Below are 24006 nucleotides of genomic sequence, written 5' to 3'. Positions count from 1 at the left end.
CGGGTGCGACAACCCCGCCCCTGCCATGCGCCCCGTCATTCCCGTTGAAGCCGATGCGCCGACGCCCCTCGCCGTGCGGGCCGTGACCTGCGCGATCGACCAGATCGCCGTGGCCGATCTGCCGCGCAGCGCGAGTTCCCCGCTCTTCGAACGCCTTCGCCGCTCCGTGCGCGGGGTGACCCTTCGCACGCCGCCTTCGAACGAGGCCGCGCGCTGGCACACGCACACGATCGGCGGCGTCGCGCGGCGCCTTGCGCAGCCCCTCACGTTCACGCCATACGCCTCCGTGAAGCCCTGTTCGGCACGTTGCGGCTTCTGCTCGGAAAACCTGCGCAAGACCGAGGGCGGAACCTCGGCGTCCCGGCTGCGTCCGGCGCCCGACTACTTCGACGGCCTGTCCCGCGCGCTGCGGGCCTTGCGCGGCGTGCCGCTGTCGTGGTCGCTCTCGGGCCTGGAAACGAGCGACGACGCCGACTGGATGCTTCGGCTGCTGCACACGCTGGCCGCGGGCGAAAGCGAAGGCCCGGTGGTCGAGGACCGTGTGCTCTATACCAACGGCGCAGGCTTTGCCGGGCCGCAGGGCAAGGTGCTGCGGCGCGCGCTGCAAGGCTTCGGAATGAGCTGGCTGGAGCTGTCCCGCCACCACCACGACGGCGCGGTCAACCAGGCCATCATGCGATTCCGGCCCGAGGTGGCCATCGGCGATGCCGTCGTGTTCGAGCGCACCGCGCGCCAGCTCGCCGATGCGGTGGCGCTGCGGCTCGTGTGCATCCTCCAGCGCGGCGGCGTCGCGCAGCCGACCGACGTGGCCGCGTACCTCGCGTGGGCACGGCAATGCGGCGCCGGCACCGTCGTCTTCCGGGAGTTCTCGCGGCTCGACGACGGCTATCGCGACAACGCCACCGCGCGCTATCTGCGCACGCAGCGGGTCTCGATGGACGCGCTGCTGACGGCCTGCCTCGACGCTCCCGACATCTCGCGCGGGTGGACCCTCGAAAGCCTCACCGAGGGCTACTACTTCTGGAACCTGCGCCTGCGCACCGACAGCGGCCTGACGGTCGTCTTCGAAAGCGCCGACTACGGCGCCATGCACGCGCGCCACGCGACCGGCGACGTCTACAAGCTCGTCTACTTTGCCGACGGACAGCTGTGCGCCGGCTGGGAGCCGGGGCACGACGTGCTGCTCGACACGCGCACCGCGAAGGCCTGCCCATGAGCAGTCACAGCTGGCTGAAGCTCGACCATGAATCGCCGCGCTACCGGCTGCCGGACGACCTGCGCGCGCGGGACCCGATGGGCGGGCGTGATTGCGGATGGGTCGAGCAGATGCTGCCCTTCGTGCGCCGGTTCTCGCAACCGGGCGACACGGTGTTCGACCCCTTCGCCGGCTTCGGCACGACGCTGCTCGCGGCGCGCCTCGAAGACCGACGGGCCTTGGGCTGCGAAGTCGATGCCAACCGCATCGACCTCGTCCGCGAGCGGCTGTCACGCCACGGCCTCGCCCACGGCACGACGCTCCTGCACGCCTCGTGCGATGCGCTCGAAGACGCCGCGCTCCCGCCCTTCGACCTGTGCCTGACGAACGTCCCCTACTTCGGTTGCCGCTGGACCGGTGCGCAGGCAACCTCCCAGCTCTACGACAGCCCGAGCTACGCGCAGCACCTCGACGGCCTGCGCAACGTCTTCCACCGCGTCCGCGCCGGATTGCGCGAGGGCGGTGCCTGCATCGCGATGGTGGAGAACCTCCGGGTCGGCGATCGCGTGCTGCCGCTGGCCTTCGATCTCGCCCGCATCCTGGGTTCGCTCTTCACGATGGAGGAGGAGCGCGTGTTGGTCTATCCGCACGACGCGGCAGACAACGACACCGATGCCCGCACCGACCGGCGCCACGAACACGCGCTGGTCTTTCGCAAGCAGCGCGAGCGCATCGACCTGTCGCCCACCGCCGCGCTGCTCGATGCCATGCGCGCCGCAGGACACGTCTTCACGCTGTTCGGCAGCTTCGCGCGCTGGCAGCAGGACCCACAGGGCCCGCCGCCCGCAGACGCCGACATCCGCGTCGACGCCGACCCGCAGCGCATGGACACCTTGCTGCGATGGCTGCGCGGGCAGGGCTTCTCGGTGACGAGCTGGGGCGACCCGGTCACCGGACCCCTTCGCCTCGACAGCTACCGCGACCGCTTCTACTTCCGAGCCGACCGCATCGATGCCCGCGGCGCATTGATCAGGCTCGACATCTGCTACGAGCAATGAGCGGCATGACGCAATCCGCACAGCGGTGGATCGACCCGCACCACGACCGCGCTCGGTGTGCGCAGGACACTGGGTGCTTCCCGCAGCGAAATCAAGGAGGAGGGCGAAGCCCGGGGGACATTCGCGGAGGGAAGTACCCGGTGGCCTGTGCACGCGCCCTGAACAGCGGCGCAACAAAACGAGAGGGCCACTGAAGATGGGCGCCCTCCCTCTCTTCTTCCGCCTCATGGCCGCCTCCCTCAGCGGCCAGGCCAGGTACCCCGCGTCCGCGTTGCTGCTGACCCTCGGCCAGTTCCTGGGCACAGGCATCGAGGTGGTCGCCGTCTGGGCGCTGTTCCATCGCTTCGGCGAAGTGCAGGGCTGGGGCATCGGCGAGGTCGCGCTGTTCTATGGCCTCGTGAACTGCATGTTCGCCCTCGCCGACGCACTGGGCCGCGGCTTCGACGTGCTGGGCACCGAGTTCCTCCGCACCGGCACCTTCGACCGGTTGCTGCTGCGCCCGCGCCCGCTCGCGCTGCAGCTCATGGGCCACGACGTGCGCATCAGCCGCCTGGGCCGCCTGCTGCAGGGCCTGCTCGTGCTGGCCTTCGCGACCGTGCAGGCCGACATCGCATGGACCCCCAGCGCCGTGGCAATCGCGCTGTTCGCCCTGGCCGGTGGCATCGCGCTGTTCCTCGGCATCCTCGTGCTGCAGGGCACGCTGTCGTTCTGGACCGTCGAAAGCCTGGAGATCGCCAACGTGCTCACCTACGGCGGCGTGCAGGCGGCGCAGTACCCGCTGGCGCTCTATGCGCAGTGGTTCCGCCGCGTGCTGACCTTCATCGTGCCGCTGGCCTGCGTGGCGTACTACCCGGTGCTGGCGATCCTGGGCAAGCCCGACCCGCTGGGCGCGCCGGCCTGGGTGGGGTGGGTGTCGCCGCTCGCGGGCTTCGTGTTCCTCGCGGCGGCGTTCGGTGCGTGGCGCCTTGGGCTGCGCCACTACACCTCGTCGGGCAGCTGACGCGCCCGACGGTCATCCGATCGATCGATCAGCCCGCGCTCTGCAGCGCCAGGCCCGCGTGCTCGCGCAGCGGATGGAAGTGGATCTTCGGAAAACGCTCCTGCGCCAGCCGCACGTCGTACGGAGACGTGCACAAAAAGGCCAGCGTGTCGGCCGCGTCCTTGGCCATGCGCACCGGGTAGGCGTGGACGAACTCGCGCAGCTCGGCCGGGGTGTCGGCCGTGATCCAGCGCGCGCCCGTGTACTGGCAGCCTTCGAGCCGCACGTCGGCGTCGTACTCGGCCTTCAGGCGGTGCTGCACCACTTCGAACTGCAGCTGGCCGACGGCGCCCAGCAGCATCGGGCCGCCGACTTCGGGGCGGAAGACCTGGATCGCGCCTTCTTCGCCGAGCTGGGCCAGGCCCTGCTGCAGCTGCTTGGTGCGCAGCGGGTTCTTCAGGATGACGGTCATGAACAGCTCGGGCGCGAAGAAGGGCAGCCCGGTGAACTGCAGGTTCGCGCCGTCGGTGATGGTGTCGCCCAGCTGCACGCCGCCGTGCGTGGTGAAGCCCACGATGTCGCCGGCGTAGGCCTCTTCCACCGCCTCGCGGCGCTGGCTCATGAAGGTCACGACGCTGGTGGGGCGCAGCTCCTTCGCGGTGCGCTGCACCTTCAGCTTCATGCCCGGCGTGTACTTGCCCGAGGCCATGCGCACGAAGGCGATGCGGTCGCGGTGGTTGGCGTCCATGTTGGCCTGCACCTTGAAGACCACGCCCGCGAAGTCCTTGTCCTCGGGCTGGATCTCTTTCACCACCGGCTGGCGGTTGACCAGCGTGGTGCTGGTGCGCGACTGCGGCGAGGGCGCCAGGTCGACCAGCGCGTCGAGCACTTCCATCACGCCGAAGTTGTTCACGCCCGAGCCGAAGAACACCGGCGTCTGCTTGCCGGCCAGGAAGGCCTCGCGGTCCCAGGTGGGCGAGGCGCCGGTGGCCAGTTCCATGCTTTCCATGGCGTGCTCGAAGTCGGCGCCGAAGCGCTTGACGAGCGTGTCGCGCTCGCTCAGCGGGATGGTCTCGAAGTCGTGCGGCAGCCGCTCGCTGCCCGACTCGAACACCGTCATCGCCTGCGTGCGCAGGTTCATGATGCCGCGGAAGCTCTTGCCCTGGCCCACGGGCCAGGTCATGGGCACGCAGGGCATGCCGAGTTCGCGCTCCACCTCGTCCAGGATGTCCAGCGGCTCGCGCACTTCACGGTCCATCTTGTTGACGAAGGTGATGATGGGCGTGTCGCGCTGGCGGCAGACCTCGATCAGGCGGCGCGTCTGCGCTTCCACGCCGTTGGCGGCGTCGATCACCATCAGCGCCGAGTCGACGGCGGTGAGCACGCGGTAGGTGTCTTCCGAGAAGTCCTTGTGGCCGGGCGTGTCGAGCAGGTTGATGACGTGCTCGCGGTACACCATCTGCATCACCGACGAGGCCACCGAGATGCCGCGCTGCTTCTCGATTTCCATCCAGTCGGAGGTGGCGTGGCGCGAGGCCTTGCGCGCCTTCACCGAGCCGGCGATCTGGATCGCGCCCGAGAACAGCAGCAATTTTTCGGTCAGCGTGGTCTTGCCGGCGTCAGGGTGGGAAATGATCGCGAAGGTGCGACGGCGGCGGGTTTCGGCGAGAAAAGACAAGGTGGGCAATCTGCAGGGGAATCCCCCGATTTTAGGAGGCCGCCCCGCCAACCCCGGGCTGTAGGCCTAAAACGCCTCCGTCACCCCGTACGCCCGCATCTGCGCCTCGACCTGCGCCGCGTCCTGGCTCAGCACCACGAGGTCGTGCGCCTTGCCCTCGCGGTCCTTCACGTGGCGCGTGAGCAGGGCCTCGGGCCGGAAGCCCAGGGCCTGGAAGACGGCGATGGCGCCGTGCTGGTCGACGGTCATCTGGGCGACGATCTTTTCCTGCCCGTGGGCGAAGGCCAGCGCGCAGCCTTCCTGCGCCAGCTGCTGGCCCAGGCCGCCGCCGCGCAGCGCGGGCGACACCAGCACGCGCAGCTCGGCGACGTGGCCCGACCACGAATGCGGGTCGCGGATGACGGCGGCGCAGCCCAGCACGGCGCCGCCGCGCACGGCGAGCACGCTGTCGATGTCGCCGCGCTCGATGGCGCGGACCCAGGCGGCCATCACCTTGGGCTCGGTGATGTCGCGCGGCAGAAAGAGCAGGTCGTGCGCCGGCAGCGCCTGCGCGAAGGCCAGCACGGCGGGGGCGTCGGCGCCGGTCATCAGGCGCAGGGCGATGTCGCCGTCCGCGTGGGCGACGGTGCGCGGGTAGGTGCGGGAAGAAGATGCGGTCATGAGCGTAGGAGGAGGGTTGTGTTCGTCAGGTGGAGCGCACGCCCAGCCACTCGTCGAGCTTGGGCCACAGCCGCCGCACGGCGTTGGTGCCGGCCGCCAGGCTCACGTGGCCGCCCTTGAGCACCACCTCTTCCTTGTCGGTGGAGCCGATGCCGGCGATCAGCGGCTGCCCCGCCTCGTAGGGCACGATGTGGTCGTGCTGCGCCAGCGCGTGCAGCACCGGCACGGTGATGTTCTTCAGCAGCACGGGGCGCCCGCCGAGCACCAGCTCGCCCTTGTGCAGCTTGTTGTCCCACATGAGCTCCTTCACGGTCTGGCGGAAGTACTCGCCGGCCAGCGGCAGCATCTCGGCGCCCCAGCGGTCGAACATGCGGTACGACTTGACGAACTCGTCGTTGGCCATGTTGTCCCACAGCTGCACCAGCCCGGCGCCGCGCCCGGCGGGGCGCAGCATGTCGAAGGAGGCGAACAGCATCTCGGGCGGCACGTTGCCCACGGTGTCGATCAGGCGGTCGACGTCGAAATAACGCCGGTCGGACCACGCATGAAAGAGCTTCATGCGGCTGAAGTCGATCGGCGTGGTGAAGAGCGCGAGGTTCTTCATCGGCCCGCCCGGGTGCAGCGCCGCGTACAGCGTGGAGAGCACGCCGCCCATGCAGTAGCCGGCGATGGTTACGTCGTCCTCGCCCGAGTCTTCCTGCACGCGGCGGATCGAATCGGGAATGAAGTCGAGCACGTAGTCCTCGATGCGCAGGCGCTTCTCGTCGGGGCGCGGCGCGTTCCAGTCCATCACGTAGACGTCGTAGCCCTTGAGCAGCAGGTACTCGACCATGCTCTGGCCCGGCGCGAGGTCGAAGATGTAGGCGCGGTTGGTGGTGGCCATCACCATGAGCACCGGCACGCGGTAGATCTCGTCGACCATCGGGCGGTAGTGGTACAGGCTCAGCGTGCCGCGCCGGTAGATCTCGTCCTTGGGCGTGAGGCCGACAGCGGGCGCGGTCGAGGTCAGGAAGTCCAGCCCCTTGATGTTGCGCTGGATCGTGCGCTCGATCTCGCCGCGGATGCCGGGCAGCTGGAAGGTGTCGGGCGGCGCGCTCATGGGCGGCGCTTTCCGGCGGGGCGTTTCCTGGGGGCGGCGGTCTTGGCGGCCGGTGCGGGCGCTGCCGCCGCCGTGGGCGGCTGCTTGGTGCGGCGTGGTCGGGGCGGGGCGGTGGCTGCGTCGGCGGTCCGTGTGGCGGGTCCTGCCCCGCCTTCCAGCGCGCGGCGGATGCCCGCCAGGTGGTCGTCGATGCGGTGCAGCTGCTCGCCCAGCGCCTGCAGGTCGCCGCGTGTCGGCAGGTTCAGCAGCGTGAGGTAGCGCGCCATCAGGTCGCCCACCGCCTTCTGCGCGGTGAGCGAGGCGTTCATGCCGCCGTGCATGCCCTGGCGGAACGGGTCCGAGGCCATGGCTTCGTTGGCGAATTCGTTGGTGCTTTTTTCCCACTGGGCCGTGAGCTCGCGCCACAGGGCCATGGGATCGAGGGACGGAAACTGGCTCATGAAAAACACCTCCGTCTGGGTTCGTTGTCGTGTCTCTTTTTTCTTTTCAGTGATCGTCGCGCCGCGCCGCCCGTGCGGTGTGCGCGGCGATGGCCTCGATGATCTGCGGCCACATCGCGATCGGCAGCGCGTGGCCCATGCGCGGAATGCGCAGCAGCGTCGCGCCGGGAATGGCCTCGGCCACGTCGATGCCGCAGGCTACGGGCACCAGCGGATCGACGTCGCCGTGGATCACCAGCGTGGGCACCTGCACCGCGCGCAATGCCGGCTTGCGGTTGCCCGATGCGAACACGGCCGCCAGCTGCCGCGCCACGCCGCCCGGGTTGAGGCCGCGCAGGAAGGCCAGCTGCGCGCGCTCGGCGTCGCGCGCCTCGTCGAGCGGAAAGGCGTCGGGCCCGCGCAGCACGCGCCACAGCTTGGCGTGGTGCGGCAGGTAGGCCTCGAAGCTCGTCGGCGCGGGCGCGAACAGCACCGCCAGCGCCTCGGGCGTGGGCGGCGGCAGGGCCGGGTCGCCGGTGCTCGACATGATGCTGGTGAGCGAGCGCATTCGGCCCGGATGGTGGATGGCCATCTCCTGCCCGATGGCGCCGCCCATCGACGCGCCCACGACGTGGGCGCGCGCGATGCCCAGCGCGTCGAGCAGGCCGGCGCAGTCGTCGGCCATGTCGCGCAGCGTGTAGGGCACCTGCAGCGGGCGCCCGGCCATGGCCTGCAGCATCAGCGCCTGGATGTCGGGCACGCCGGCGTGCGGCAGGTGGGTGGAGTGGCCGATGTCGCGGTTGTCGAAGCGGATCACGTGGTGGCCGCCGGCCTGCGCCAGGGCGGCGCAGAACGCGTCGTCCCAGGCGACCATCTGGGCGCCGAGGCCCATGACCAGCAACAGCGGCGGCGCCTCGGGGTCGCCGAAGCTGTCCCAGGCCAGTTCGATGCCGTTGGCGCGGGTGCGCCGTTCGGTGCGGGGCGCGACGGCGGTCATGCGGGCCTTTCTTTGCTTCTTGTTACTTGCGCTGCAGCAGCTTCGTGACCTCGTCCACGTTGGCCTGGATGCGCTGGCGCACCACGTCGAAGGCGTCGGCCTGCGACTTGGCGGCCAGGGTGGCCAGCTCCTTGATGTCGTCGACGGCGCGCTGGAACGACTGGCGGCCCAGCTCGTCGAGCTTGGCGAGGTTTTCCTTCGGGTCCTTGCCCGGCATCGCCTTGGCGGCGGTCTGCCATTCGGCGATGGCCGTCTTGATCATCTCGGTCTGTCGCTGCACCACGGTCTGCAGGCCCTGGTAGGACTTCTCGTTGGCCTGCATCAGCGCCTGCAGGTCCTTGCGGCCGCTGTCGAGCAGCTTGCCGGCGCCGCCGGTGAGGTTCAGGTTCTGCAGGCGCTCGGCCATGCCCTTGAGGTTCTTCATCGGATCGAGCATGTCCGCGGCGGACGGCGCCGCCTGCTTCGCGCCGGCGCTGCTGGCGGTGGTTTTTTTCGCGGCGGCTTTCTTGGCAGTGGCCATGGTGCGGAATCTCCTGTGTCGGGTGATGAAAACAATCGAACGGGTGGATGCAGGCAGCGGCCGGGCGGCCGGGGCCCGCCGCCACGATACGCCGGGCCGGCGCGGCTCAGGGCGCTCCAAGCGCGGATTTGCCTGCGGAGTTTCCCGGGGTGGCCCGCGCCGCCCGGCCCGGCCTCGCGGGGGGCGGCGCTTTCCGTGATGTGGGATGCCCCGGTCGATTGGCGGGCCGGGCGGCCGCGACTACAATCCGGCGCTCCGAGGAGCGTTGCAGCGCCGTCAGGCGTGAGGCTCGGACCACATCGCAACCACGCTCACCCGCTGTTCTCGCGGTGAGTCTTTCTTCCCCGTACGCAGTGGCATCTTTCAAACCAGTTTTGGAGTTCATATGAGCGCTGTACTCAAGCCCACCCCCGTCTCGACCGCCGACCAGGCGATTGCCGACCTGTCCCTTGCCGCCTGGGGCCGCAAGGAAATCAAGATCGCCGAAACCGAGATGCCCGGCCTGATGGCCATCCGTGAAGAGTTCTCGAAGGGCCAGGCCCTGAAGGGCGCGCGCATCACGGGCTCGCTGCACATGACCATCCAGACGGCCGTGCTCATCGAGACGCTGCAAGCCCTGGGCGCCGAAGTGCGCTGGGCCTCGTGCAACATCTTCTCGACGCAGGACCACGCCGCCGCCGCCATCGCCGCCGCCGGCACGCCAGTGTTCGCCATCAAGGGCGAGTCGCTGAAGGACTACTGGGACTACACCCACGCCATCTTCGACTTCGGCCCCAAGGGCTCGAAGGGCGAAGGCCCGAACATGATCCTGGACGACGGCGGCGACGCCACGCTGCTCATGCACCTGGGCCAGCGCGCCGAAAAAGACCTGGGCGTGCTCGCCAACCCGACCAGCGAAGAAGAGCGCATTCTTTACGCCGCCATCAAGGCCAAGCTGGCCGTGGACGACACCTGGTACACCCGCAAGTCGGCCGAGATCATCGGCGTGACCGAAGAGACCACCACCGGCGTGCACCGCCTGAACGAGATGAGCGCCAAGGGCACGCTGCTGTTCCGCGCCATCAACGTGAACGACTCGGTCACCAAGAGCAAGTTCGACAACCTGTACGGCTGCCGCGAATCGCTGGTGGACGGCATCAAGCGCGCGACCGACGTGATGATCGCCGGCAAGGTGGCCTGCGTGGCCGGCTACGGCGACGTGGGCAAGGGCTCGGCCCAGGCGCTGCGCGCGCTGTCGGCGCAGGTGTGGGTCACCGAAATCGACCCGATCAACGCCCTGCAGGCCGCCATGGAAGGCTACAAGGTCGTGACCATGGAGTACGCCGCCGACAAGGCCGACATCTTCGTGACCACCACCGGCAACCGCGACGTGATCCGCCACGAGCACATGGCCGCCATGAAGGACCAGGCCATCGTCTGCAACATCGGCCACTTCGACAACGAGATCGACGTCGCGTCGATCGAGAAGTACGAGTGGGAAGAGATCAAGCCGCAGGTGGACCACATCACCTTCCCGGACGGCAAGAAGATCATCCTGCTGGCCAAGGGCCGCCTCGTGAACCTGGGCTGCGGCACGGGCCACCCGAGCTTCGTGATGTCGTCGTCGTTCGCGAACCAGACCATCGCGCAGATCGAGCTGTTCACCAAGCCCGATGCGTACCAGGCCGGCAAGGTCTACGTGCTGCCCAAGCACCTGGACGAGAAGGTCGCGCGCCTGCACCTGAAGAAGGTCGGCGCCATGCTCACCGAGCTGACCGACTCGCAAGCCGCCTACATCGGCGTGGACAAGAACGGCCCTTACAAGCCGGACACCTACCGCTATTGATCCGCGTGCGCGCCGATCAACTGTTGGTGGAGCGCGGCCTGGCCGCGTCGCGTTCGCAAGCGGTCCGGCTCATCGCCGGCGGCATGCGCTGGCGTGACGCGGGCACGGGCGACGCGTGGCGCAACGTCGCCAAGAACAAGGACGAAGTGCCCGAGTCGGCCGAGCTCGAGCTCGCCGACGCCGCCGAAGCGCGCTACGTGTCGCGCGGCGGCCTCAAGCTCGAAGGCGCGCTGAAGACCAGCGGCGTGGACCCGACCGGCAAGCTCTGCCTGGACGTCGGCCAGTCGACCGGTGGCTTCACCGACTGCCTGCTGCAGCATGGCGCCGCCAAGGTGGTGGGCGTCGACGTGGGCCACGGGCAACTGCATGCGCGCATGCGCGAGGACGAACGCGTGGTCGCCATCGAAGGCGTCAATGCGCGGGCGTTGTCGCCGGCCGATCTGCAGGTGGACGACGGCGAGGACGAGGACGCGGAAGTTGGCGAGGTCGACGAAGTTGTCGAAGCCTCGCCCGAGCCGCGCTTCGACCTCATCGTCGGCGACCTGTCGTTCATCTCGCTCACGCTGGTGCTGCCGGCTGTGGTGCAGTTCCTGGCCGACGACGGCCAGCTGCTGATGCTGGTCAAGCCGCAGTTCGAGCTGCAGCCCGGCCAGGTCGGCAAGGGCGGCATCGTGCGCGACGAGGCGATGTACGCTGTGGTCGAGAAGCGCCTGCACGACGCCTGCGCGGCGCTCGAGCTGAAGGTGCTGCGCTGGTTCGACAGCCCGATCGCCGGGGGCGACGGCAACCGCGAGTTTTTCATTCACGCCGTTCGTGCTGCTGCCAAGGCGGGCGACGGTTCCTAAGGAGACGCAGGTGCGCCTTCCGCTGAGTTTCGAATTCTTCCCGACCAAGACGCCCGAAGGCGCGGTCAAGCTGCGCGCCGTGCGCCAGCAGCTGTATGCGCGCAAGCCGCAGTTCTGCTCCGTCACCTACGGCGCGGGCGGCTCCACGCACCAGGGCACCTTCGGTGCGGTGCAGGAGATCCTGGCCGAGGGCGTGGACGCCGCCAGCCACTTCTCGTGCATCGGCGCCACGCGCGCCACCGTGCGCGAGCAGCTGGCCGAGCTGAAGGCCATGGGCGTGAAGCGCCTCGTGGCGCTGCGCGGCGACCTGCCCAGCGGCTACGGCATCGGCGGCGAGTTCCAGTACGCGAGCGACCTCGTCGCCTTCATCCGCGAGGAGACCGGCCGCGACTTCCACATCGAGGTGGCCTGCTACCCCGAAGTGCATCCGCAGGCGCGCTCGCCCGAAGCCGACCTGCAAGCCTTCGCCACCAAGATGAAGGCGGGGGCCGACTCGGCCATCACGCAGTATTTCTTCAGCCCCGAGGCCTACTTCCGCTTCGTCGACGACGCGCGCAAGCTGGGGCTCGACACGCCGATCGTGCCGGGCATCATGCCTATCACGAGCTCGACGCAGCTCATGCGTTTCTCGGACGCCTGCGGCGCCGAGATCCCGCGCTGGATCCGCCTGCGGCTGCAGGGCTTCGGCGACGACACGGCCTCCATCAAGGCCTTCGGCCTGGACGTGGTGACCGACCTGTGCGCGCGCCTGCAAGCGGGCGGCGCACCCGCGATCCACTTCTACACGATGAACCAGTCGGCGGCCACGCTGGCGATTCTGGAGCGCCTGGATTGAGAGGGCTGCGCGCGGTCGCCGTCGCGGTCTCCTGCGTGCTCGCAGGGTGCACCATGCCGCCTGCCACGCAGGAGAAAGACGCGGACACCGCCGCCGCGCCGGCGGCGTCCGGCAAGCGGCTGCAGCCGCTGGGACGCGGCCTGGCCGTGCCGCCCGGCGCCGCCCCGCGCTCGGCCGTGCCGTCGGTGCGCTACGACCTCGCGGTGTCGGGCACCGGCGAATCGCTGGACGACGGCGTGCCCGGCGATGAGCCGCGCGAGATCTTCGAGCGTGGTGGCGCGTCGTGGTACGGCATCCAGTTCCACCAGCGCAAGACCGCCAACGGCGAGCGCTTCGACATGGGCGCCATGACGGCGGCCCACAAGACGCTGCCCTTCAACACGCGCGTGTGCGTGCGCAGCCTGGTCAACGGCAGCGAGGTGCTGGTGCGCGTCAACGACCGCGGGCCCTTCACGCCGGGCCGCATCATCGACCTGAGCCGCGCCGCGGCCGACCGCATCGGTCTCACGAGCATGGGCATCAAGCAGGTGGCGCTGTCGGTCATCGACCGCGAAGGCATGCGCTGCGGCGGCCAGGCCGTGGCGGCGGAAGATCTGCCGCCCGCGCTGTTGCCCGAGGCGCCGACGTCGCGCGTTCGCGCGCCGGCACCTGCGCGCAAGCGGGTGATCGTGCCGCCGCGCAAGCGCCGCTGAGCGGCCTGCCTCAGCCGCCGCTCTCGAGCGAGTAGGCGGCGTTGCGGTCCTGGGCCAGCCGCTCGGCCAGCTGGGGCAGCGCCTCGGCCAGTTGCGCCTTCAGCGTGTAGGGCGGGTTGATCAAAAACATGCCGCTGGCCGGCAGGCCCGGGCGCTGCGTTTCGCCCGAGGCGGCGTCCTTCGTGATCTTGCTCGACTTGACCGTCAGCGTGGCGTGCAGCCACGGCTTGCCGGCCTTGGTCGCCATCGTCTTCAGGCGGCGCGGCAGGTCGTGCGCCTCGGGGCGCGGAATGATCGGGTACCAGACGGCATACGTGCCCGTGGCGAAGCGCTTGAGCGCCTCGGCCGCGAAGTCGAGCACGCGGCCGTAGTCGGTCTTCATTTCGTAGCTCGGGTCCATCAGCACCAGCGCGCGGCGCGAGGGCGGCGGCAGGAACTTGGTGGCGCTGCCGAAGCCGTCGTCGCGCAGCACGGCGATGCGGCGGCCGGCCTCGAGCTGGGCGATGTTGGCGTCCAGCGTGCGGGCGTCGGTCGGGTGCAGCTCGAACAGCTTGAGCTTGTCGTGGTCGCGCAGCAGGTGCTGCACGATGAACGGCGAGCCGGGGTAGACGCGGGCGCCGCCCTTGGGGTTGAAGTCGTGGATCACGCTCAGGTAGCGGGCGATGGCTTCGGCGACCGGCTTGTCCTCGGCGGGGGCTGCGGGCTTCTTGCCCGCCGACTTGGCGGCCGGGGCGGGCGTGGTGGGGGCTTTGTCCGGTTCGGCGAAGAAGCGCAGCACGCCGTCGGCCGCCTCGCCGCTGGTGCCGGCGTAGTCGCCGTCGAGCCGGTACAGGCCGGCGCCGGCGTGGGTGTCGACGACGGTCAGCGCGGCGTCTTTTTCAAGCAGGTGGTCGAGGGTGGCAATCAGGACCGTGTGCTTGAGCACGTCGGCGTGGTTGCCGGCATGGAACGCGTGGCGGTAACTGAACATGGAATGAGGCCTGAAAAAGTGGAAAGGGGAGCGCTAGACTCGCGCGGCGCTACATTGATTTACAAAACACAACGAGGGGCAGCAATGCGAGGAGCCGGATGGCGATTTTGGGGCCTGTGCGTCGGCGCGGGTGTTTTGTCTATTTTGACGGGCTGCGCCTCCGTGACCCACGGCACCACGCAGAACGTGAAGGTCGAGACCCTGTCGCCCGAGGGCAAGGTGGTCGACGGCGCCCGCTGCCGGGTCTCGAACGACCGCAATGATGCGGTGGTGCGCTCCGGCCTGACCCTGCCGGTGCGGCGCTCGGGTGAGAACCTGAACATCGAATGCACCCAGTCCGGCCTGCCGCCGGCCCGCGGCCAGGCGATTTCGCGCGTCAACGTGGGCCTGGTCGGCAACGTGATGATCGGCGGCCTGGTCGGCGTGGCGATCGACACCGGCACCGGGGCGGGCTTCAACTACCCGAGCTGGATCCGGCTGATCTTCGGCGAGGTACGCAGTTTCGACCGCAGCGCGCAGACTGGCGACGAGGCGACGGTCGGCATGAAGATCGGCACGACCGAGATGGCGGCCGCGCCGGCGCCGAAGACGGCCGTGGCAGCACCTGCGCCTGCGCCCGCCGTGGTGGCGCCTCCGCCTCCTCCCGTGGCGGTCGCGCCGCCCGCTCCGGTGCGCCCCGCACCTGCAGCGCCGCCCGCCGCGCCCGACGCCCGCGTCTCGATGGACGATCTGCGCGGCCTGCTGCCCGCCAAGCCGTGAAGCCGATGTGGAAGAACGCCGCGCCGTGGCTGTGCGCCGCGGGCGCCCTGCTGGCCGCAGGCCCCGCCGCCGCGCTGGAGCCCGACGCCCTGTTCGCCAAGCTGACGGGCAGCGTCTGGGCCGTGCGCACCTTCGACGCGCAGGAGCGCCCGCTGCGCGCCGGCAGCGCCGTGGTGATTGCGCCCGGCCGGCTCGTCACCAACTGCCACGTGCTCGCCAAGGCCAGCAATTTCGTGGTCAAGCGCGACAACGTCACCTACGGCGCCACGCTCGAATACCCGGACCCGGGGCGCGACCTGTGCCAGATCAAGGTCGCCAACTTCACGGCAACCCCGGTGACCCTGGCGCCCGCCGGCGGTGCGCGGGTGGGGCAGCGCGTGTACGCCATCGGCAACCCGCGCGGGCTGGAAAACACGCTCAGCGAAGGCCTGTTGTCGGGCCTGCGCGGTGGCGACGGCGAGGCGCGGCTGCTGCAGACCACGGCCGCCATCGCCCCCGGGTCGAGCGGCGGCGGGCTGTTCGACAGCGACGGCCGCCTGCTGGGCATCACCACCTTCTCTGCCCGCGACGGTGGCAACCTGAATTTCGCGATGCCGGCCGAGTTCCTGGCGGAACTGCCGGCCCGCGCCCAGGCGCAACTGGCGGCGCGGGCCCGGGAGCCTGCGGGCGCTGCCGCCCGACGGGTGGCCGACGCCGGTGGGGCGGGCATCCCGCTGACCGAGCCGCTGCGCGCCGGCGACGCGCTCGAGTACGTGCGCACGGACCGGCTGACGGGCAACCGGGCGCCGGTGATCTACCGGGTGGACCGGGTCAGCGGCGACGAGGTGTCGTTCAATGCCGGCAGCCGGATCGAGAAGACCAACGGGCAGGTGGTCTCCATCACGTCGCCGGCCGGCGGCCTGTTCGACACCGCGTCGCCGCCGGGCGGCTGGGCATTGCGCAAGGACGACATCCAGCCCGGCATGCGCTGGCAGCTCGACTACGTGACGACCACCGGCGACCGGCTGCGGCATGAACTCACCGCCTCGGTGGGCGGCGAGCAGACGATGCGTGTGGACGGGGTGGAGTTGAACGTGATGCGCATCGGCTACGAGGGCTGGATCTTCGCCTCCAGCACCACCAGCTTGCCGCTGACCGGCGCCAGCACGCGCTTTCGGGGCGCCGCCTGGTACAGCCCCGAGCTGGGCCGGGTCGTCCGTTTCGAGGGCGAATACCAGCGCGGGGTCTCCTCGGGGGCCAACGAGAGCCTGGAGCTGGTCCGCATCCAGCGCTGAGGCCCCCGGAAGCCCGAAAATTGGCCGTTTGGCCATTTCTTCATATAATCGCGGGCTTCGCAGCGTTTTTGTAGCCCCGCGGCGAAGGCATGCCAGCCGCCCTTTCATTGGGCGGAAGGCGTGAAAACCCACCTAAGAGATTCCCATCAGAGGAACGCCGACCGTGGAAAAGGGCTCGCCAAACCCTCTTTCAAGAGAAAAACTCATGACCAAAACGTTCAGCGCCAAGCCCGCTGACGTGACGCACGAGTGGTTTGTGATTGACGCGACCGACAAGGTCCTCGGACGAGTAGCCAGCGAAGTTGCTCTCCGTTTGCGCGGCAAACACAAGGCCATTTACACGCCTCACGTCGATACCGGTGACTACATCGTCATCATCAACGCCGCGCAACTGCGCGTCACCGGCGCCAAGTCGATCGACAAGGTGTACTACCGTCACTCGGGCTACCCGGGCGGTATCACGGCGACGAACTTCCGCGACATGCAGAACAAGCACCCGGGCCGCGCCCTGGAAAAGGCTGTCAAGGGCATGCTGCCCAAGGGCCCGCTTGGTTACGCGATGATCAAGAAACTCAAGGTGTACGGTGGTGCAGAGCACCCGCATACCGCCCAACAGCCCAAAGTGCTGGAACTGTAAGGAGCCTTGAGAATGATTGGTGAATGGAACAATGGCACCGGCCGTCGCAAATCCAGCGTCGCCCGCGTGTTTCTGAAAAAAGGCACCGGCAAGATCACGGTCAACGGCAAGGACATCCAAGCGTTCTTCGGCCGTGAAACCTCGATCATGATCGCCAAGCAGCCCCTGGCGCTGACCAACAACCTCGAAGCTTTCGACGTGATGGTCAACGTGAACGGCGGCGGCGAATCGGGTCAAGCCGGCGCCACGCGCCACGGCATCACCCGTGCCCTGATCGACTACGACGCTTCGCTGAAGCCCGTCCTGAGCCAAGCCGGCTTCGTGACGCGTGACGCACGTGAAGTCGAGCGTAAGAAGGTCGGTCTGCACTCCGCCCGTCGCCGCAAGCAGTTCAGCAAGCGCTGATCCCCTGCGCGTTGCGAGACAAGAAGCCGCCCTCGGGCGGCTTTTTCGTGGCCGCGTCCCCCAGGTGCCCCTGGTGGATGCGGCGCCCGACCCCACTTGCGATGGGTGCTCGCCACAGTCGGCCTGCCGAAAATGCGGCATTGCAGTAGCATCCATCCCATTGGCCGCCCAAGCGGCCCCCCAAGGAGTTTCACCCCATGAGCGCTGTTGCCGAAAACATCCAGACCCAGATGCCCGAGCCGATCGTCTTCACCGACAGCGCGGCCGCCAAGGTCGCCGACCTGATCGCCGAAGAGGGCAATCCCGACCTGAAGCTGCGCGTGTTCGTGCAGGGTGGCGGGTGCTCGGGCTTCCAGTACGGTTTCACCTTCGACGAGATCACTAACGAAGACGACACCACCATGACCAAGAACGGTGTGTCGCTGCTGATCGATGCCATGAGCTACCAGTACCTGCTCGGCGCCGAGATCGACTACAAGGAAGACCTGCAGGGCGCCCAGTTCGTCATCAAGAACCCGAACGCCACCAGCACGTGCGGCTGCGGTTCCAGCTTCTCGGCCTGATGCCTGGATGCTGCTGACCAGCCCCCTCGAAAAAGCCGCCTCCGGGCGGCTTTTTGCTGCCCGTCGTTTTCCCGAACCCGCGCCTTCCCGATGAGTCCCGATACCCCCGTCCCCGTCGATCCCGCCCGCAAGAGCCTGCTGTGGCTCGTGGCCGTGGGCTTTTTCATGCAGACGCTGGACGCCACCATCATCAACACGGCGCTGCCCGCGATGGCCGCCAGCCTGGGCGAGAGCCCGCTGCGCATGCAGTCGGTGGTGGTGGCCTACGCGCTCACGATGGCGATGCTGATCCCGGCCTCGGGCTGGATCGCCGACCGCTTCGGCACGCGGCGCGTCTTCTTCTGCGCCATCGTGCTGTTCGCCGCCGGCTCGGTGCTGTGCGCGCTCTCGCAGGGGCTGGGGCAGCTCGTGGCGGCGCGGGTGGTGCAGGGCCTGGGCGGGGCGCTGCTGCTGCCCGTGGGCCGCCTGGCGCTGCTGCGCACGGTGCCGCGCGGCGAGTTCCTGCAGGCGATGAGCTTCGTGGCCATTCCGGGGCTCATCGGGCCGCTGCTGGGGCCCACGCTGGGCGGCTGGCTGGTGCAGTACGCCTCCTGGCACTGGATCTTCCTCATCAACGTGCCGGTGGGGCTGGCCGGCTGCATCGCCACGCTGCGCTACATGCCGGACCTGCGCGGCGCCCTCCAGAAGCGCTTCGACGGCGTGGGCTACGCGCTGCTGGCCTTCGGCATGGTGGCGATCTCGCTGGCGGTCGACGGCGTGTCAGGGCTCGGGCTGCGCCAGGGCGGGGTGATGGCGGTGCTGATCTTCGGCTTCGCCGCCGTGGTCGCCTACTGGCTGCGCGCGGCGCGCACGCCCGAGCCGCTGTTCTCGCCCGCGCTGTTCGGCATCCCGACGCTGAGCATCGGCCTGCTGGGCAACCTGTTCTCGCGCCTGGGCAGCAGCTGCATGCCCTTCCTGGTGCCGCTGCTGCTGCAGGTGTCGATGGGCTATTCGCCGGTGCGCGCCGGGCTGATGATGCTGCCGGTCGCGCTGGCCGGCATGGCCATGAAGCGCTTTGCCACGCCGCTGATCACGCGCCACGGCTACCGCCGCGTGCTCGTGGCCAACACGGTGCTGGTCGGCTGCACCATGGCCAGCTTCGGCCTCACGGCGCCGGGGCAGCCGGTGGCGCTGCACCTGCTGCAGCTGCTGGTGTTCGGCGCGGTCAACTCGCTGCAGTTCACGGCGATGAACACCATCACCCTGAAGGACCTCGACGGCGGCATGGCCAGCAGTGGCAACAGCCTGCTGTCGATGGTGCAGATGCTCGCGATGAGCCTGGGCGTGGCCGCCGCCGGCGCGGTGCTGGCGGGCTACAACGGCGTTTTCGGTACCACGACGGCGGTGCAGACGCTCGATGCGTTTCAGGCCACGTTTGCGACCATGGGGCTCATCACGGTGGCTTCGGCGCTGATCTTCTGGCATTTGCCCGCAGAAGTGCGGGCGGCGCAGCCTGCGCAGCCGGAGGTCTCCGGCCAGGGCTGACGCAATTCAGGTGGGGTAGATCGCGCCGAGCACCCGCGCCCCGCGCGCGCCGGTCACGCTCGCGAGGTTGCCGGGTTCGCGCCGGACGGTGCGCCGGGCCAGCCACGCGAAGGCGGCTGCCTCGACCTGCTGGGGCGGCAGGCCGTGTTCCGACGATGCCTGCACCTGCACGCCGGGCAGCAGGGCGCGCAGGCGGGCCATGAGGTGGTCGTTGAGCGCACCGCCGCCGCAGACGATCAGCAAGGCGCTCTCTTTTTGATAGCTTCGCAGTGCTGCCGCGCAGGTGCCGGCGGTCAGTTCGGCCAGCGTGGCCTGCACATCGACAGGCGCCCAGGTGGCCGTGACCAGGTGGCCGGCCAGCCAGTCCGGATGGAATAAATCGCGCCCCGTGCTCTTCGGCGGCGCCTTGGCGAAGTACGGCTCGGCCTGTAGCCGGGCGAGCAGCTCGGGCAGCACGCGCCCGCTGGCCGCCCAGTGGCCGCCCCGGTCGAAGGGCTGGCCGAGGTGGCGCTGGCACCAGTGGTCCATCAGCGCGTTGGCGGGGCCGCAATCGAAGCCCAGCAGGGGCGCGGTGCCCGCCGGCGCGCTCGTGGCGGGCAGCAGGCTCAGGTTGGAGATGCCGCCGAGGTTCAGCACGGCGACGGGCGCGTCGGGCCTGGCGAACAGGGCCTGGTGAAAGGCCGGCACCAGCGGGGCGCCCTGGCCGCCGGCCGCGAGGTCGCGGCTGCGGAAGTCGGCGACCACGTCGATGCCGCTCAGCTCGGCCAGCAGCGAGGGGTTGTTGACCTGCAGCGTGTAGCCCGTGGCGTCGAACTCGAGCGGCCGGTGGCGCACGGTTTGGCCGTGAGCGCCGATGGCGGTGACGGCGTCTGGGGCGGTGTCGGTGCTGGCAAGCAGCTGCGCGACCACGTCGGCATACACCCGCGCCAGGCCGTTGCCGGCCAGGGCCGCGCGGTGCAGTTCGTTGTCGCCGGGGGTGTTGAGCGCCAGCAGCTCGGCGCGCAGCGGGGCGGGAAAGTCAGCGCTGGCGTGGCCGATCACCGCGAGGTGGCCGTCGTCGGAGAAATCGGCGATGACGCCGTCGACCCCGTCGAGCGAGGTGCCCGACATCAGGCCGATGAAGCGTTGCTGCGGCGGCTGCGGTGCGGCGGCCATGCCTGGGGGCGCGAGGCTCAGTCGGCGCTGGCCTGGATCACCGAGAAGGCAGCGGCCAGCTCGGTGCGCGCGCCCACGGCGATGCGTTCGAAGGCCGGACGCATGGCGGCGGTGATCGGGGCGCCGCCTTCCTGCGCGATCGTGGTCGGGTCCTGGTAGGCCCCGCCGACGCGGTATTCGAAGTGCAGGTGCGGGCCGGTGGCCCAGCCGGTGGAGCCGACGGCGCCGATGGTCTGGCCCTGGCTCACGCTCTCGCCGGCCTTCACGTTGATGCGGCTCAGGTGGGCGTAGGCCGTCTGCTGGTTGTTGCGGTGGTTGATGATGACGATGTTGCCGTAGCCGCTTTGCGTGCCGGCGAAATCGACCGTGCCATCACCGACCGTGCGCACCGCGGTGCCCGTGGGCGCCGCGTAGTCGATGCCGTTGTGCTGGCGCCAGCTGTTCAAAATCGGGTGCATGCGCATCGCGAAGCCGCTGGACACGCGCGAGAACTCGACCGGCGACGCCAGGTAGGCCTTGCGCAGGCTGTCGCCGTTCGGGCGGTAGTAGCTGCCCTTCTGGCCCGCGCCCGGCGGCTGGAACCAGACGGCCTGGTGGACCTTGCCGTTGTTCTCGAACTCGGCCGAGAGCACGCGGCCGCTGCGCAGCGCCTGGCCGTCGGCTTCGAAGGTCTCGTAGACCACGGCGAAGCGGTCGCCCTTGCGCAGCGAGCGCACGTCGACGTCGCCCGCGAAGATGTCGGCCAGCTGGCTGGCCACGGCGTCGGGAATGCGCGAGTCGTCGGTGGCGGCGAACAGCGAGCTGCGGATGGTGCCGCTGGCCAGGCGCGTGCCCGGCGTCAGCATGTCGCGCTCGGTGCGGGCGACAAAACCGGTGGGCGTGCGCTCGACGACGAAGCGCTTGAAGCCGCCGTCGGCGTCGGGAATCCAGCGGGCGCTGAGCTTTTGCAGCTGGTTTTCCTGCGTGGCTTCGGCCGTCACGGTGCGGCCCACGCGCGCGAAGAGCGCCATGCGCGCCTCGGCGTTGCCACGCACGAAGGCGGTGGCGGCGGGGTCGGAAATGCCCAGGCGCTTCATCAGCGCCTCGGCCGTGTCGCTGGAGCGCGAGACGTCGGTGCGGAACAGCGTGAAGCTGAAGTTCTCGAGCGACGCCGACTGGTCGGCGAAAGACACCGGCGCGGTGGCTTCGAGCACTTGCTGGATGGGGAGGTCGGACGCGTCGGGACCGAGCGAGGCGACCGCGAGGGTGCCGGCGCTGAGCAGCATCGCAGCGATCGCTGCGGTGATCTGCTTGGGGTACGTCCGGAATGTGTAGGCCACGCGGGAAGCGAGAAGCTCCTCGGCGGCAAGGATGCCGTTGATCAAACTGTGGATTCCAACTCAGGTTCTGCAGGTCCGTGCTGCAAGGCCCAGTGCGTTCAGGGCGGCAGGAGACGGTGCGGAAAAAAAGCGCCGCTTAGAATCCGGCGCTTGAAAAGTCGGGCTGAGTATAGCTTCGGCCACCGGAAAAACCGCCAAAAAAGCCCATGAACGCCGAATCTGTTACATCCACCAGCCTCTCCGATGGTGTAAGACAAGCCCTCGAAATCTCCCTCCGCGGCGCTGACGAGCTGCTGCCGCAGGACGAGTGGGTCAAGAAGCTCCAGAAGGCGGAAGCCAGCGGCAAGCCGCTGCGCATCAAGCTGGGCCTGGACCCGACCGCACCGGATATTCATATCGGACACACGGTGGTGCTCAACAAGATGCGCCAGCTCCAGGACCTGGGGCACCGCGTGATCTTCCTGATCGGCGACTTCACTTCCCTGATCGGCGACCCCTCGGGCCGCAACAGCACCCGCCCGCCGCTCACGGCCGAGCAGATCCGGGCCAACGCCGAGACCTACTTCGCCCAGGCCAAGCTGGTGCTGGACGAGTCCAAGACCGAGATTCGCTACAACTCCGAGTGGAGCGACCCGCTGGGCGCGCGCGGCATGATCCAGCTGGCGGCCAAGTACACGGTGGCGCGCATGATGGAGCGCGACGACTTCAACAAGCGCTTCAAGGCCGGCCAGTCGATCTCGGTGCACGAGTTCCTGTACCCGCTGATGCAGGGCTACGACTCGGTGGCGCTTGAAAGCGACCTCGAACTGGGCGGCACGGATCAGAAATTCAACCTGCTCGTCGGCCGTCACCTCCAGCAGGAATACGGCCAGGAGCCGCAGTGCATACTTACTATGCCACTGCTCGAAGGGCTCGATGGCGTCGAGAAGATGTCCAAGAGCAAGGGCAACTACATTGGCATCAGCGAGGACGCCAACAGCATGTTCGCCAAGGTGCTGTCGATCTCGGACACGCTGATGTGGCGCTGGTACACGCTGCTGAGCTTCCAGTCGGTGGCGCAGATCGAGGCGCTGAAGGCCGAGATCGCGGCCGGCCGCAACCCGAAGGACGCCAAGGTGGCGCTGGCCAAGGAAATCACTGCGCGCTTCCACAGCGCGGCGGCGGCCGATGCGGCGGAGCAGGACTTCATCAACCGCAGCAAGGGCGGCGTGCCCGACGTCATTCCGGAGGTGGCGCTGAGCGGCGCCCCGCTGGGCATCGGCCAGTTGCTCAAGCAGGCCAACCTGGCGTCTTCGTCCGGGGAGGGCAACCGCCTGATCGACGGCGGCGGCGTGCGCATCGATTCGGTCGTGGTGTCCGACAAGGGCCTGAAGTTGCCCGCGGGCAGCTACGTGGTGCAGGTCGGCAGGCGCAAGTTTGCGCGGGTGACCCTGAGCTGATCGACAAAAAAGGCCCCTCGGGGCCTTTTTCAATGGGAGCAGCGCGGCGGGGTCAGCGGACCTCGATGGTCACGCGCCGGTTGCGGGGCTCATCGACCTCGTCGGCGGTGGGCACGGCCAGGTCGCGTTCGCCGCGGCCCACGGCCTCGATGCGGTTCGCCGGAAACTGGCGCTCCACGAACAGCTGCACCACTTCCTGCGCGCGGCGGCGCGACAGCTGGTCGTTCTGCTCGCCGGCACCCTTGGTGTCGGTGTGGCCGGTCACCACGATGTCGCCGCCGCTGCGGGCCAGCGCGGCGGCCAGCGCCTCGGTCATGATCTGCTGCGACGCCGCCGTCAGCGTGGTGGTGCCCACTTCGAAGAACACCGTGTAGCGCTGCGGAAGCGGCGGGCGCATGTCGAACAGGGGCTTGTTCTCGGCCTGGACCTTGGCCGCGTCGGCCTGGTCGACCACCGGTGCGCCGCTCGCGCCTACTGCGGCCGTGGCGCGCTGGTAGGGCTTGGAAAGCACTTCTTCGCCGTCCTTGGCGCGCACCACCACGGCGGAGGGCGTGCCGTCAGCCTGGGGCAGCAGCACCACGCGCGTGCCCGGCGAGGAGCAGGCGGCCAGGAACAGGGCGACCGTGGTCGCGAGAAGAAGGGAGGAGCGGCGTAACAGTGTCTGCATCTTTTCAGGGTTGGCCGTCGGTCTGCACGATGAAGTCCGTGCCCCGAATGCCGATGGTGGCGGTCTGGGTTTCGACGCGCACGGCGTCGGGGTTGGTCTTGCCGATGAGGCCGGTGATCATGCGCATCGAGCCGCGCAGCAGCGACACGAGCATGCCGCCGTCGCGGGTGGTGCCGTCGAAGTGGAATTCCTTCAGGTCCATGCGCGAGGACGGGCCGACCATCAGCGTGGTGTTGTCGCGCAGCACGACGGCGGCCGACGAATCCGGGCCGGTCACGATGCGATCGACCGCGCCCAGCGCGTCGCCGGGGGCCGCCGTGCGCGTGGCGCCGGCGCTGTCGAGCAGCTGGACGTTGCCGCGCACCGTCTTCACGAACCCGGCCTGCTGGGGCGCGGCCGCGGCTGCGGCGGGTGCCTGCGCTTGGGCCAGGGTGGCTGCGCCGACGATGGCGAGCCCGAGGGCGGCGGTCAAAAACTTCTTCATCATTTGCC

25 protein-coding genes and 1 riboswitch are annotated in these 24006 nt (G+C 69.2%); of the genes, 14 read left to right on the top strand and 11 right to left on the bottom strand.

The window, feature by feature from the left end; genetic code table 11:
• Nucleotides 1-25: 25 nt before the first annotated feature.
• The 3 genes from AC57B8_RS19555 to AC57B8_RS19545 all read left to right on the top strand — a co-directional run bounded on the left by AC57B8_RS19555 (nucleotide 26) and on the right by AC57B8_RS19545 (nucleotide 3253).
• Entirely contained in the window at nucleotides 26-1216 is a 1191-nt protein-coding gene (locus tag AC57B8_RS19555; RefSeq protein ID WP_496480484.1) for a hypothetical protein, read from the top strand.
• Nucleotides 1213-2253: a DNA methyltransferase gene (locus AC57B8_RS19550; RefSeq protein WP_496480483.1), complete on the top strand. Its 1041-nt coding sequence runs from the start codon at nucleotides 1213-1215 to the stop codon at nucleotides 2251-2253. Before AC57B8_RS19555 ends, AC57B8_RS19550 begins: the two co-directional genes overlap by 4 nt.
• A gap of 196 nt (nucleotides 2254-2449) precedes the next feature.
• Nucleotides 2450-3253 (top strand): ABC transporter permease, encoded by an 804-nt coding sequence (locus AC57B8_RS19545; protein WP_496480482.1) that lies wholly within the window; start codon nucleotides 2450-2452, stop codon nucleotides 3251-3253.
• Between the two features lie 28 nt (nucleotides 3254-3281).
• Here AC57B8_RS19545 and AC57B8_RS19540 read toward each other — a convergent pair whose 3' ends face one another.
• The 6 genes from AC57B8_RS19540 to phaP form a co-directional block, all read right to left on the bottom strand.
• Nucleotides 3282-4910 carry a peptide chain release factor 3 gene (locus tag AC57B8_RS19540; protein ID WP_062482912.1) on the bottom strand — a complete coding sequence of 543 codons (1629 nt, stop codon included), beginning with the start codon at nucleotides 4908-4910 and terminating at the stop codon, nucleotides 3282-3284.
• A 66-nt stretch (nucleotides 4911-4976) separates the two neighbouring features.
• Nucleotides 4977-5570 carry a GNAT family N-acetyltransferase gene (locus AC57B8_RS19535; protein ID WP_496480481.1) on the bottom strand — a complete coding sequence of 198 codons (594 nt, stop codon included), beginning with the start codon at nucleotides 5568-5570 and terminating at the stop codon, nucleotides 4977-4979.
• A gap of 25 nt (nucleotides 5571-5595) precedes the next feature.
• Nucleotides 5596-6669 carry an alpha/beta fold hydrolase gene (locus tag AC57B8_RS19530; RefSeq protein WP_496480480.1) on the bottom strand — a complete coding sequence of 358 codons (1074 nt, stop codon included), beginning with the start codon at nucleotides 6667-6669 and terminating at the stop codon, nucleotides 5596-5598.
• Nucleotides 6666-7109 carry a hypothetical protein gene (locus AC57B8_RS19525; protein WP_496480479.1) on the bottom strand — a complete coding sequence of 148 codons (444 nt, stop codon included), beginning with the start codon at nucleotides 7107-7109 and terminating at the stop codon, nucleotides 6666-6668. Before AC57B8_RS19525 ends, AC57B8_RS19530 begins: the two co-directional genes overlap by 4 nt.
• Nucleotides 7110-7155: 46 nt before the next feature.
• The gene (locus AC57B8_RS19520) at nucleotides 7156-8085 is read right to left on the bottom strand and encodes an alpha/beta fold hydrolase (RefSeq protein ID WP_095947938.1); all 930 of its coding nucleotides are present in this window, start codon (nucleotides 8083-8085) and stop codon (nucleotides 7156-7158) included.
• A gap of 22 nt (nucleotides 8086-8107) precedes the next feature.
• Nucleotides 8108-8605 carry a TIGR01841 family phasin gene (gene phaP / locus AC57B8_RS19515; RefSeq protein ID WP_062482351.1) on the bottom strand — a complete coding sequence of 166 codons (498 nt, stop codon included), beginning with the start codon at nucleotides 8603-8605 and terminating at the stop codon, nucleotides 8108-8110.
• Nucleotides 8606-8856: 251 nt separating this feature from the next.
• A riboswitch (S-adenosyl-L-homocysteine riboswitch) is annotated at nucleotides 8857-8925 on the top strand.
• A gap of 65 nt (nucleotides 8926-8990) precedes the next feature.
• Between phaP and ahcY the strand changes: the two genes are divergently transcribed.
• The 4 genes from ahcY to AC57B8_RS19495 are packed head-to-tail and all read left to right on the top strand — an operon-like array spanning nucleotide 8991 to nucleotide 12802.
• On the top strand, nucleotides 8991-10430 hold the full coding sequence (ahcY, locus tag AC57B8_RS19510) for an adenosylhomocysteinase (protein ID WP_070062885.1): 1440 nt from the start codon (nucleotides 8991-8993) through the stop codon (nucleotides 10428-10430).
• 5 nt (nucleotides 10431-10435) lie between these two features.
• Nucleotides 10436-11275 (top strand): TlyA family RNA methyltransferase, encoded by an 840-nt coding sequence (locus AC57B8_RS19505; protein WP_496480478.1) that lies wholly within the window; start codon nucleotides 10436-10438, stop codon nucleotides 11273-11275.
• Nucleotides 11276-11285: 10 nt separating this feature from the next.
• On the top strand, nucleotides 11286-12110 hold the full coding sequence (gene metF / locus AC57B8_RS19500) for a methylenetetrahydrofolate reductase [NAD(P)H] (RefSeq protein WP_062482359.1): 825 nt from the start codon (nucleotides 11286-11288) through the stop codon (nucleotides 12108-12110).
• A 53-nt stretch (nucleotides 12111-12163) separates the two neighbouring features.
• Complete coding sequence (locus AC57B8_RS19495) at nucleotides 12164-12802, top strand: septal ring lytic transglycosylase RlpA family protein (protein WP_495305695.1); 639 nt, start codon at nucleotides 12164-12166, stop codon at nucleotides 12800-12802.
• A gap of 10 nt (nucleotides 12803-12812) precedes the next feature.
• Here AC57B8_RS19495 and AC57B8_RS19490 read toward each other — a convergent pair whose 3' ends face one another.
• Entirely contained in the window at nucleotides 12813-13772 is a 960-nt protein-coding gene (locus AC57B8_RS19490; protein WP_496480477.1) for a 23S rRNA (adenine(2030)-N(6))-methyltransferase RlmJ, read from the bottom strand.
• 162 nt (nucleotides 13773-13934) lie between these two features.
• Between AC57B8_RS19490 and AC57B8_RS19485 the strand changes: the two genes are divergently transcribed.
• The 6 genes from AC57B8_RS19485 to mdtD all read left to right on the top strand — a co-directional run bounded on the left by AC57B8_RS19485 (nucleotide 13935) and on the right by mdtD (nucleotide 18934).
• Nucleotides 13935-14531 carry a hypothetical protein gene (locus AC57B8_RS19485; RefSeq protein WP_496480476.1) on the top strand — a complete coding sequence of 199 codons (597 nt, stop codon included), beginning with the start codon at nucleotides 13935-13937 and terminating at the stop codon, nucleotides 14529-14531.
• A 5-nt stretch (nucleotides 14532-14536) separates the two neighbouring features.
• Nucleotides 14537-15805, top strand: a complete 1269-nt coding sequence (locus AC57B8_RS19480) for a S1C family serine protease (protein ID WP_496480546.1) — start codon at nucleotides 14537-14539, stop codon at nucleotides 15803-15805.
• A 205-nt stretch (nucleotides 15806-16010) separates the two neighbouring features.
• Complete coding sequence (rplM, locus tag AC57B8_RS19475) at nucleotides 16011-16442, top strand: 50S ribosomal protein L13 (protein WP_062479213.1); 432 nt, start codon at nucleotides 16011-16013, stop codon at nucleotides 16440-16442.
• 12 nt (nucleotides 16443-16454) lie between these two features.
• A complete protein-coding gene (rpsI, locus tag AC57B8_RS19470) occupies nucleotides 16455-16847 on the top strand; it encodes a 30S ribosomal protein S9 (protein WP_062479216.1) in 393 nt (130 codons plus the stop codon).
• Nucleotides 16848-17044: 197 nt separating this feature from the next.
• The gene (erpA, locus tag AC57B8_RS19465; RefSeq protein ID WP_056577477.1) at nucleotides 17045-17410 is read left to right on the top strand and encodes an iron-sulfur cluster insertion protein ErpA; all 366 of its coding nucleotides are present in this window, start codon (nucleotides 17045-17047) and stop codon (nucleotides 17408-17410) included.
• 90 nt (nucleotides 17411-17500) lie between these two features.
• On the top strand, nucleotides 17501-18934 hold the full coding sequence (gene mdtD / locus AC57B8_RS19460) for a multidrug transporter subunit MdtD (protein WP_496480475.1): 1434 nt from the start codon (nucleotides 17501-17503) through the stop codon (nucleotides 18932-18934).
• A gap of 6 nt (nucleotides 18935-18940) precedes the next feature.
• On the opposite strand, the gene AC57B8_RS19455 is transcribed toward mdtD, so the two are convergent.
• Together AC57B8_RS19455 and AC57B8_RS19450 are read right to left on the bottom strand one after the other, a co-directional pair.
• Nucleotides 18941-20089, bottom strand: coding sequence for an anhydro-N-acetylmuramic acid kinase (locus AC57B8_RS19455; RefSeq protein WP_496480474.1), 1149 nt, complete (start codon nucleotides 20087-20089; stop codon nucleotides 18941-18943).
• Nucleotides 20090-20106: 17 nt separating this feature from the next.
• Entirely contained in the window at nucleotides 20107-21453 is a 1347-nt protein-coding gene (locus tag AC57B8_RS19450; RefSeq protein WP_496480473.1) for a peptidoglycan DD-metalloendopeptidase family protein, read from the bottom strand.
• 161 nt (nucleotides 21454-21614) lie between these two features.
• On the opposite strand from AC57B8_RS19450, the gene tyrS reads away from it, so the two are divergent.
• Nucleotides 21615-22847 (top strand): tyrosine--tRNA ligase, encoded by a 1233-nt coding sequence (tyrS, locus tag AC57B8_RS19445; protein ID WP_496480472.1) that lies wholly within the window; start codon nucleotides 21615-21617, stop codon nucleotides 22845-22847.
• Between the two features lie 52 nt (nucleotides 22848-22899).
• Here tyrS and AC57B8_RS19440 read toward each other — a convergent pair whose 3' ends face one another.
• Nucleotides 22900-23514 carry an OmpA family protein gene (locus AC57B8_RS19440; protein WP_095746883.1) on the bottom strand — a complete coding sequence of 205 codons (615 nt, stop codon included), beginning with the start codon at nucleotides 23512-23514 and terminating at the stop codon, nucleotides 22900-22902.
• 4 nt (nucleotides 23515-23518) lie between these two features.
• Entirely contained in the window at nucleotides 23519-23998 is a 480-nt protein-coding gene (locus AC57B8_RS19435; protein WP_487850265.1) for a FecR family protein, read from the bottom strand.
• Nucleotides 23999-24006 lie beyond the last annotated feature (8 nt).

The organism is Variovorax sp. BGA-UO-ETr-C22 (genome assembly GCF_059567965.1).
Note: the sequence above shows the minus strand (reverse complement) of the source record. Positions and strands in the feature narration are given on the sequence as shown.

Excerpts from the sequence above, each read along its gene's own strand:
- AC57B8_RS19555 (WP_496480484.1), top strand. The coding sequence starts at position 26 with ATGCGCCCCGTCATTCCCGTTGAAGCCGATGCGCCGACGCCCCTCGCC.
- phaP (WP_062482351.1), bottom strand. The coding sequence starts at position 8,605 with ATGGCCACTGCCAAGAAAGCCGCCGCGAAAAAAACCACCGCCAGCAGC.
- rplM (WP_062479213.1), top strand. The coding sequence starts at position 16,011 with ATGACCAAAACGTTCAGCGCCAAGCCCGCTGACGTGACGCACGAGTGG.
- AC57B8_RS19520 (WP_095947938.1), bottom strand. The coding sequence starts at position 8,085 with ATGACCGCCGTCGCGCCCCGCACCGAACGGCGCACCCGCGCCAACGGC.
- rpsI (WP_062479216.1), top strand. The coding sequence starts at position 16,455 with ATGATTGGTGAATGGAACAATGGCACCGGCCGTCGCAAATCCAGCGTC.
- AC57B8_RS19545 (WP_496480482.1), top strand. The coding sequence starts at position 2,450 with ATGGGCGCCCTCCCTCTCTTCTTCCGCCTCATGGCCGCCTCCCTCAGC.
- AC57B8_RS19550 (WP_496480483.1), top strand. The coding sequence starts at position 1,213 with ATGAGCAGTCACAGCTGGCTGAAGCTCGACCATGAATCGCCGCGCTAC.
- AC57B8_RS19455 (WP_496480474.1), bottom strand. The coding sequence starts at position 20,089 with ATGGCCGCCGCACCGCAGCCGCCGCAGCAACGCTTCATCGGCCTGATG.
- AC57B8_RS19530 (WP_496480480.1), bottom strand. The coding sequence starts at position 6,669 with ATGAGCGCGCCGCCCGACACCTTCCAGCTGCCCGGCATCCGCGGCGAG.
- AC57B8_RS19435 (WP_487850265.1), bottom strand. The coding sequence starts at position 23,998 with ATGAAGAAGTTTTTGACCGCCGCCCTCGGGCTCGCCATCGTCGGCGCA.
- AC57B8_RS19495 (WP_495305695.1), top strand. The coding sequence starts at position 12,164 with ATGCCGCCTGCCACGCAGGAGAAAGACGCGGACACCGCCGCCGCGCCG.
- erpA (WP_056577477.1), top strand. The coding sequence starts at position 17,045 with ATGAGCGCTGTTGCCGAAAACATCCAGACCCAGATGCCCGAGCCGATC.
- AC57B8_RS19525 (WP_496480479.1), bottom strand. The coding sequence starts at position 7,109 with ATGAGCCAGTTTCCGTCCCTCGATCCCATGGCCCTGTGGCGCGAGCTC.
- AC57B8_RS19535 (WP_496480481.1), bottom strand. The coding sequence starts at position 5,570 with ATGACCGCATCTTCTTCCCGCACCTACCCGCGCACCGTCGCCCACGCG.
- ahcY (WP_070062885.1), top strand. The coding sequence starts at position 8,991 with ATGAGCGCTGTACTCAAGCCCACCCCCGTCTCGACCGCCGACCAGGCG.
- AC57B8_RS19490 (WP_496480477.1), bottom strand. The coding sequence starts at position 13,772 with ATGTTCAGTTACCGCCACGCGTTCCATGCCGGCAACCACGCCGACGTG.
- mdtD (WP_496480475.1), top strand. The coding sequence starts at position 17,501 with ATGAGTCCCGATACCCCCGTCCCCGTCGATCCCGCCCGCAAGAGCCTG.
- AC57B8_RS19440 (WP_095746883.1), bottom strand. The coding sequence starts at position 23,514 with ATGCAGACACTGTTACGCCGCTCCTCCCTTCTTCTCGCGACCACGGTC.
- AC57B8_RS19480 (WP_496480546.1), top strand. The coding sequence starts at position 14,537 with ATGTGGAAGAACGCCGCGCCGTGGCTGTGCGCCGCGGGCGCCCTGCTG.
- tyrS (WP_496480472.1), top strand. The coding sequence starts at position 21,615 with ATGAACGCCGAATCTGTTACATCCACCAGCCTCTCCGATGGTGTAAGA.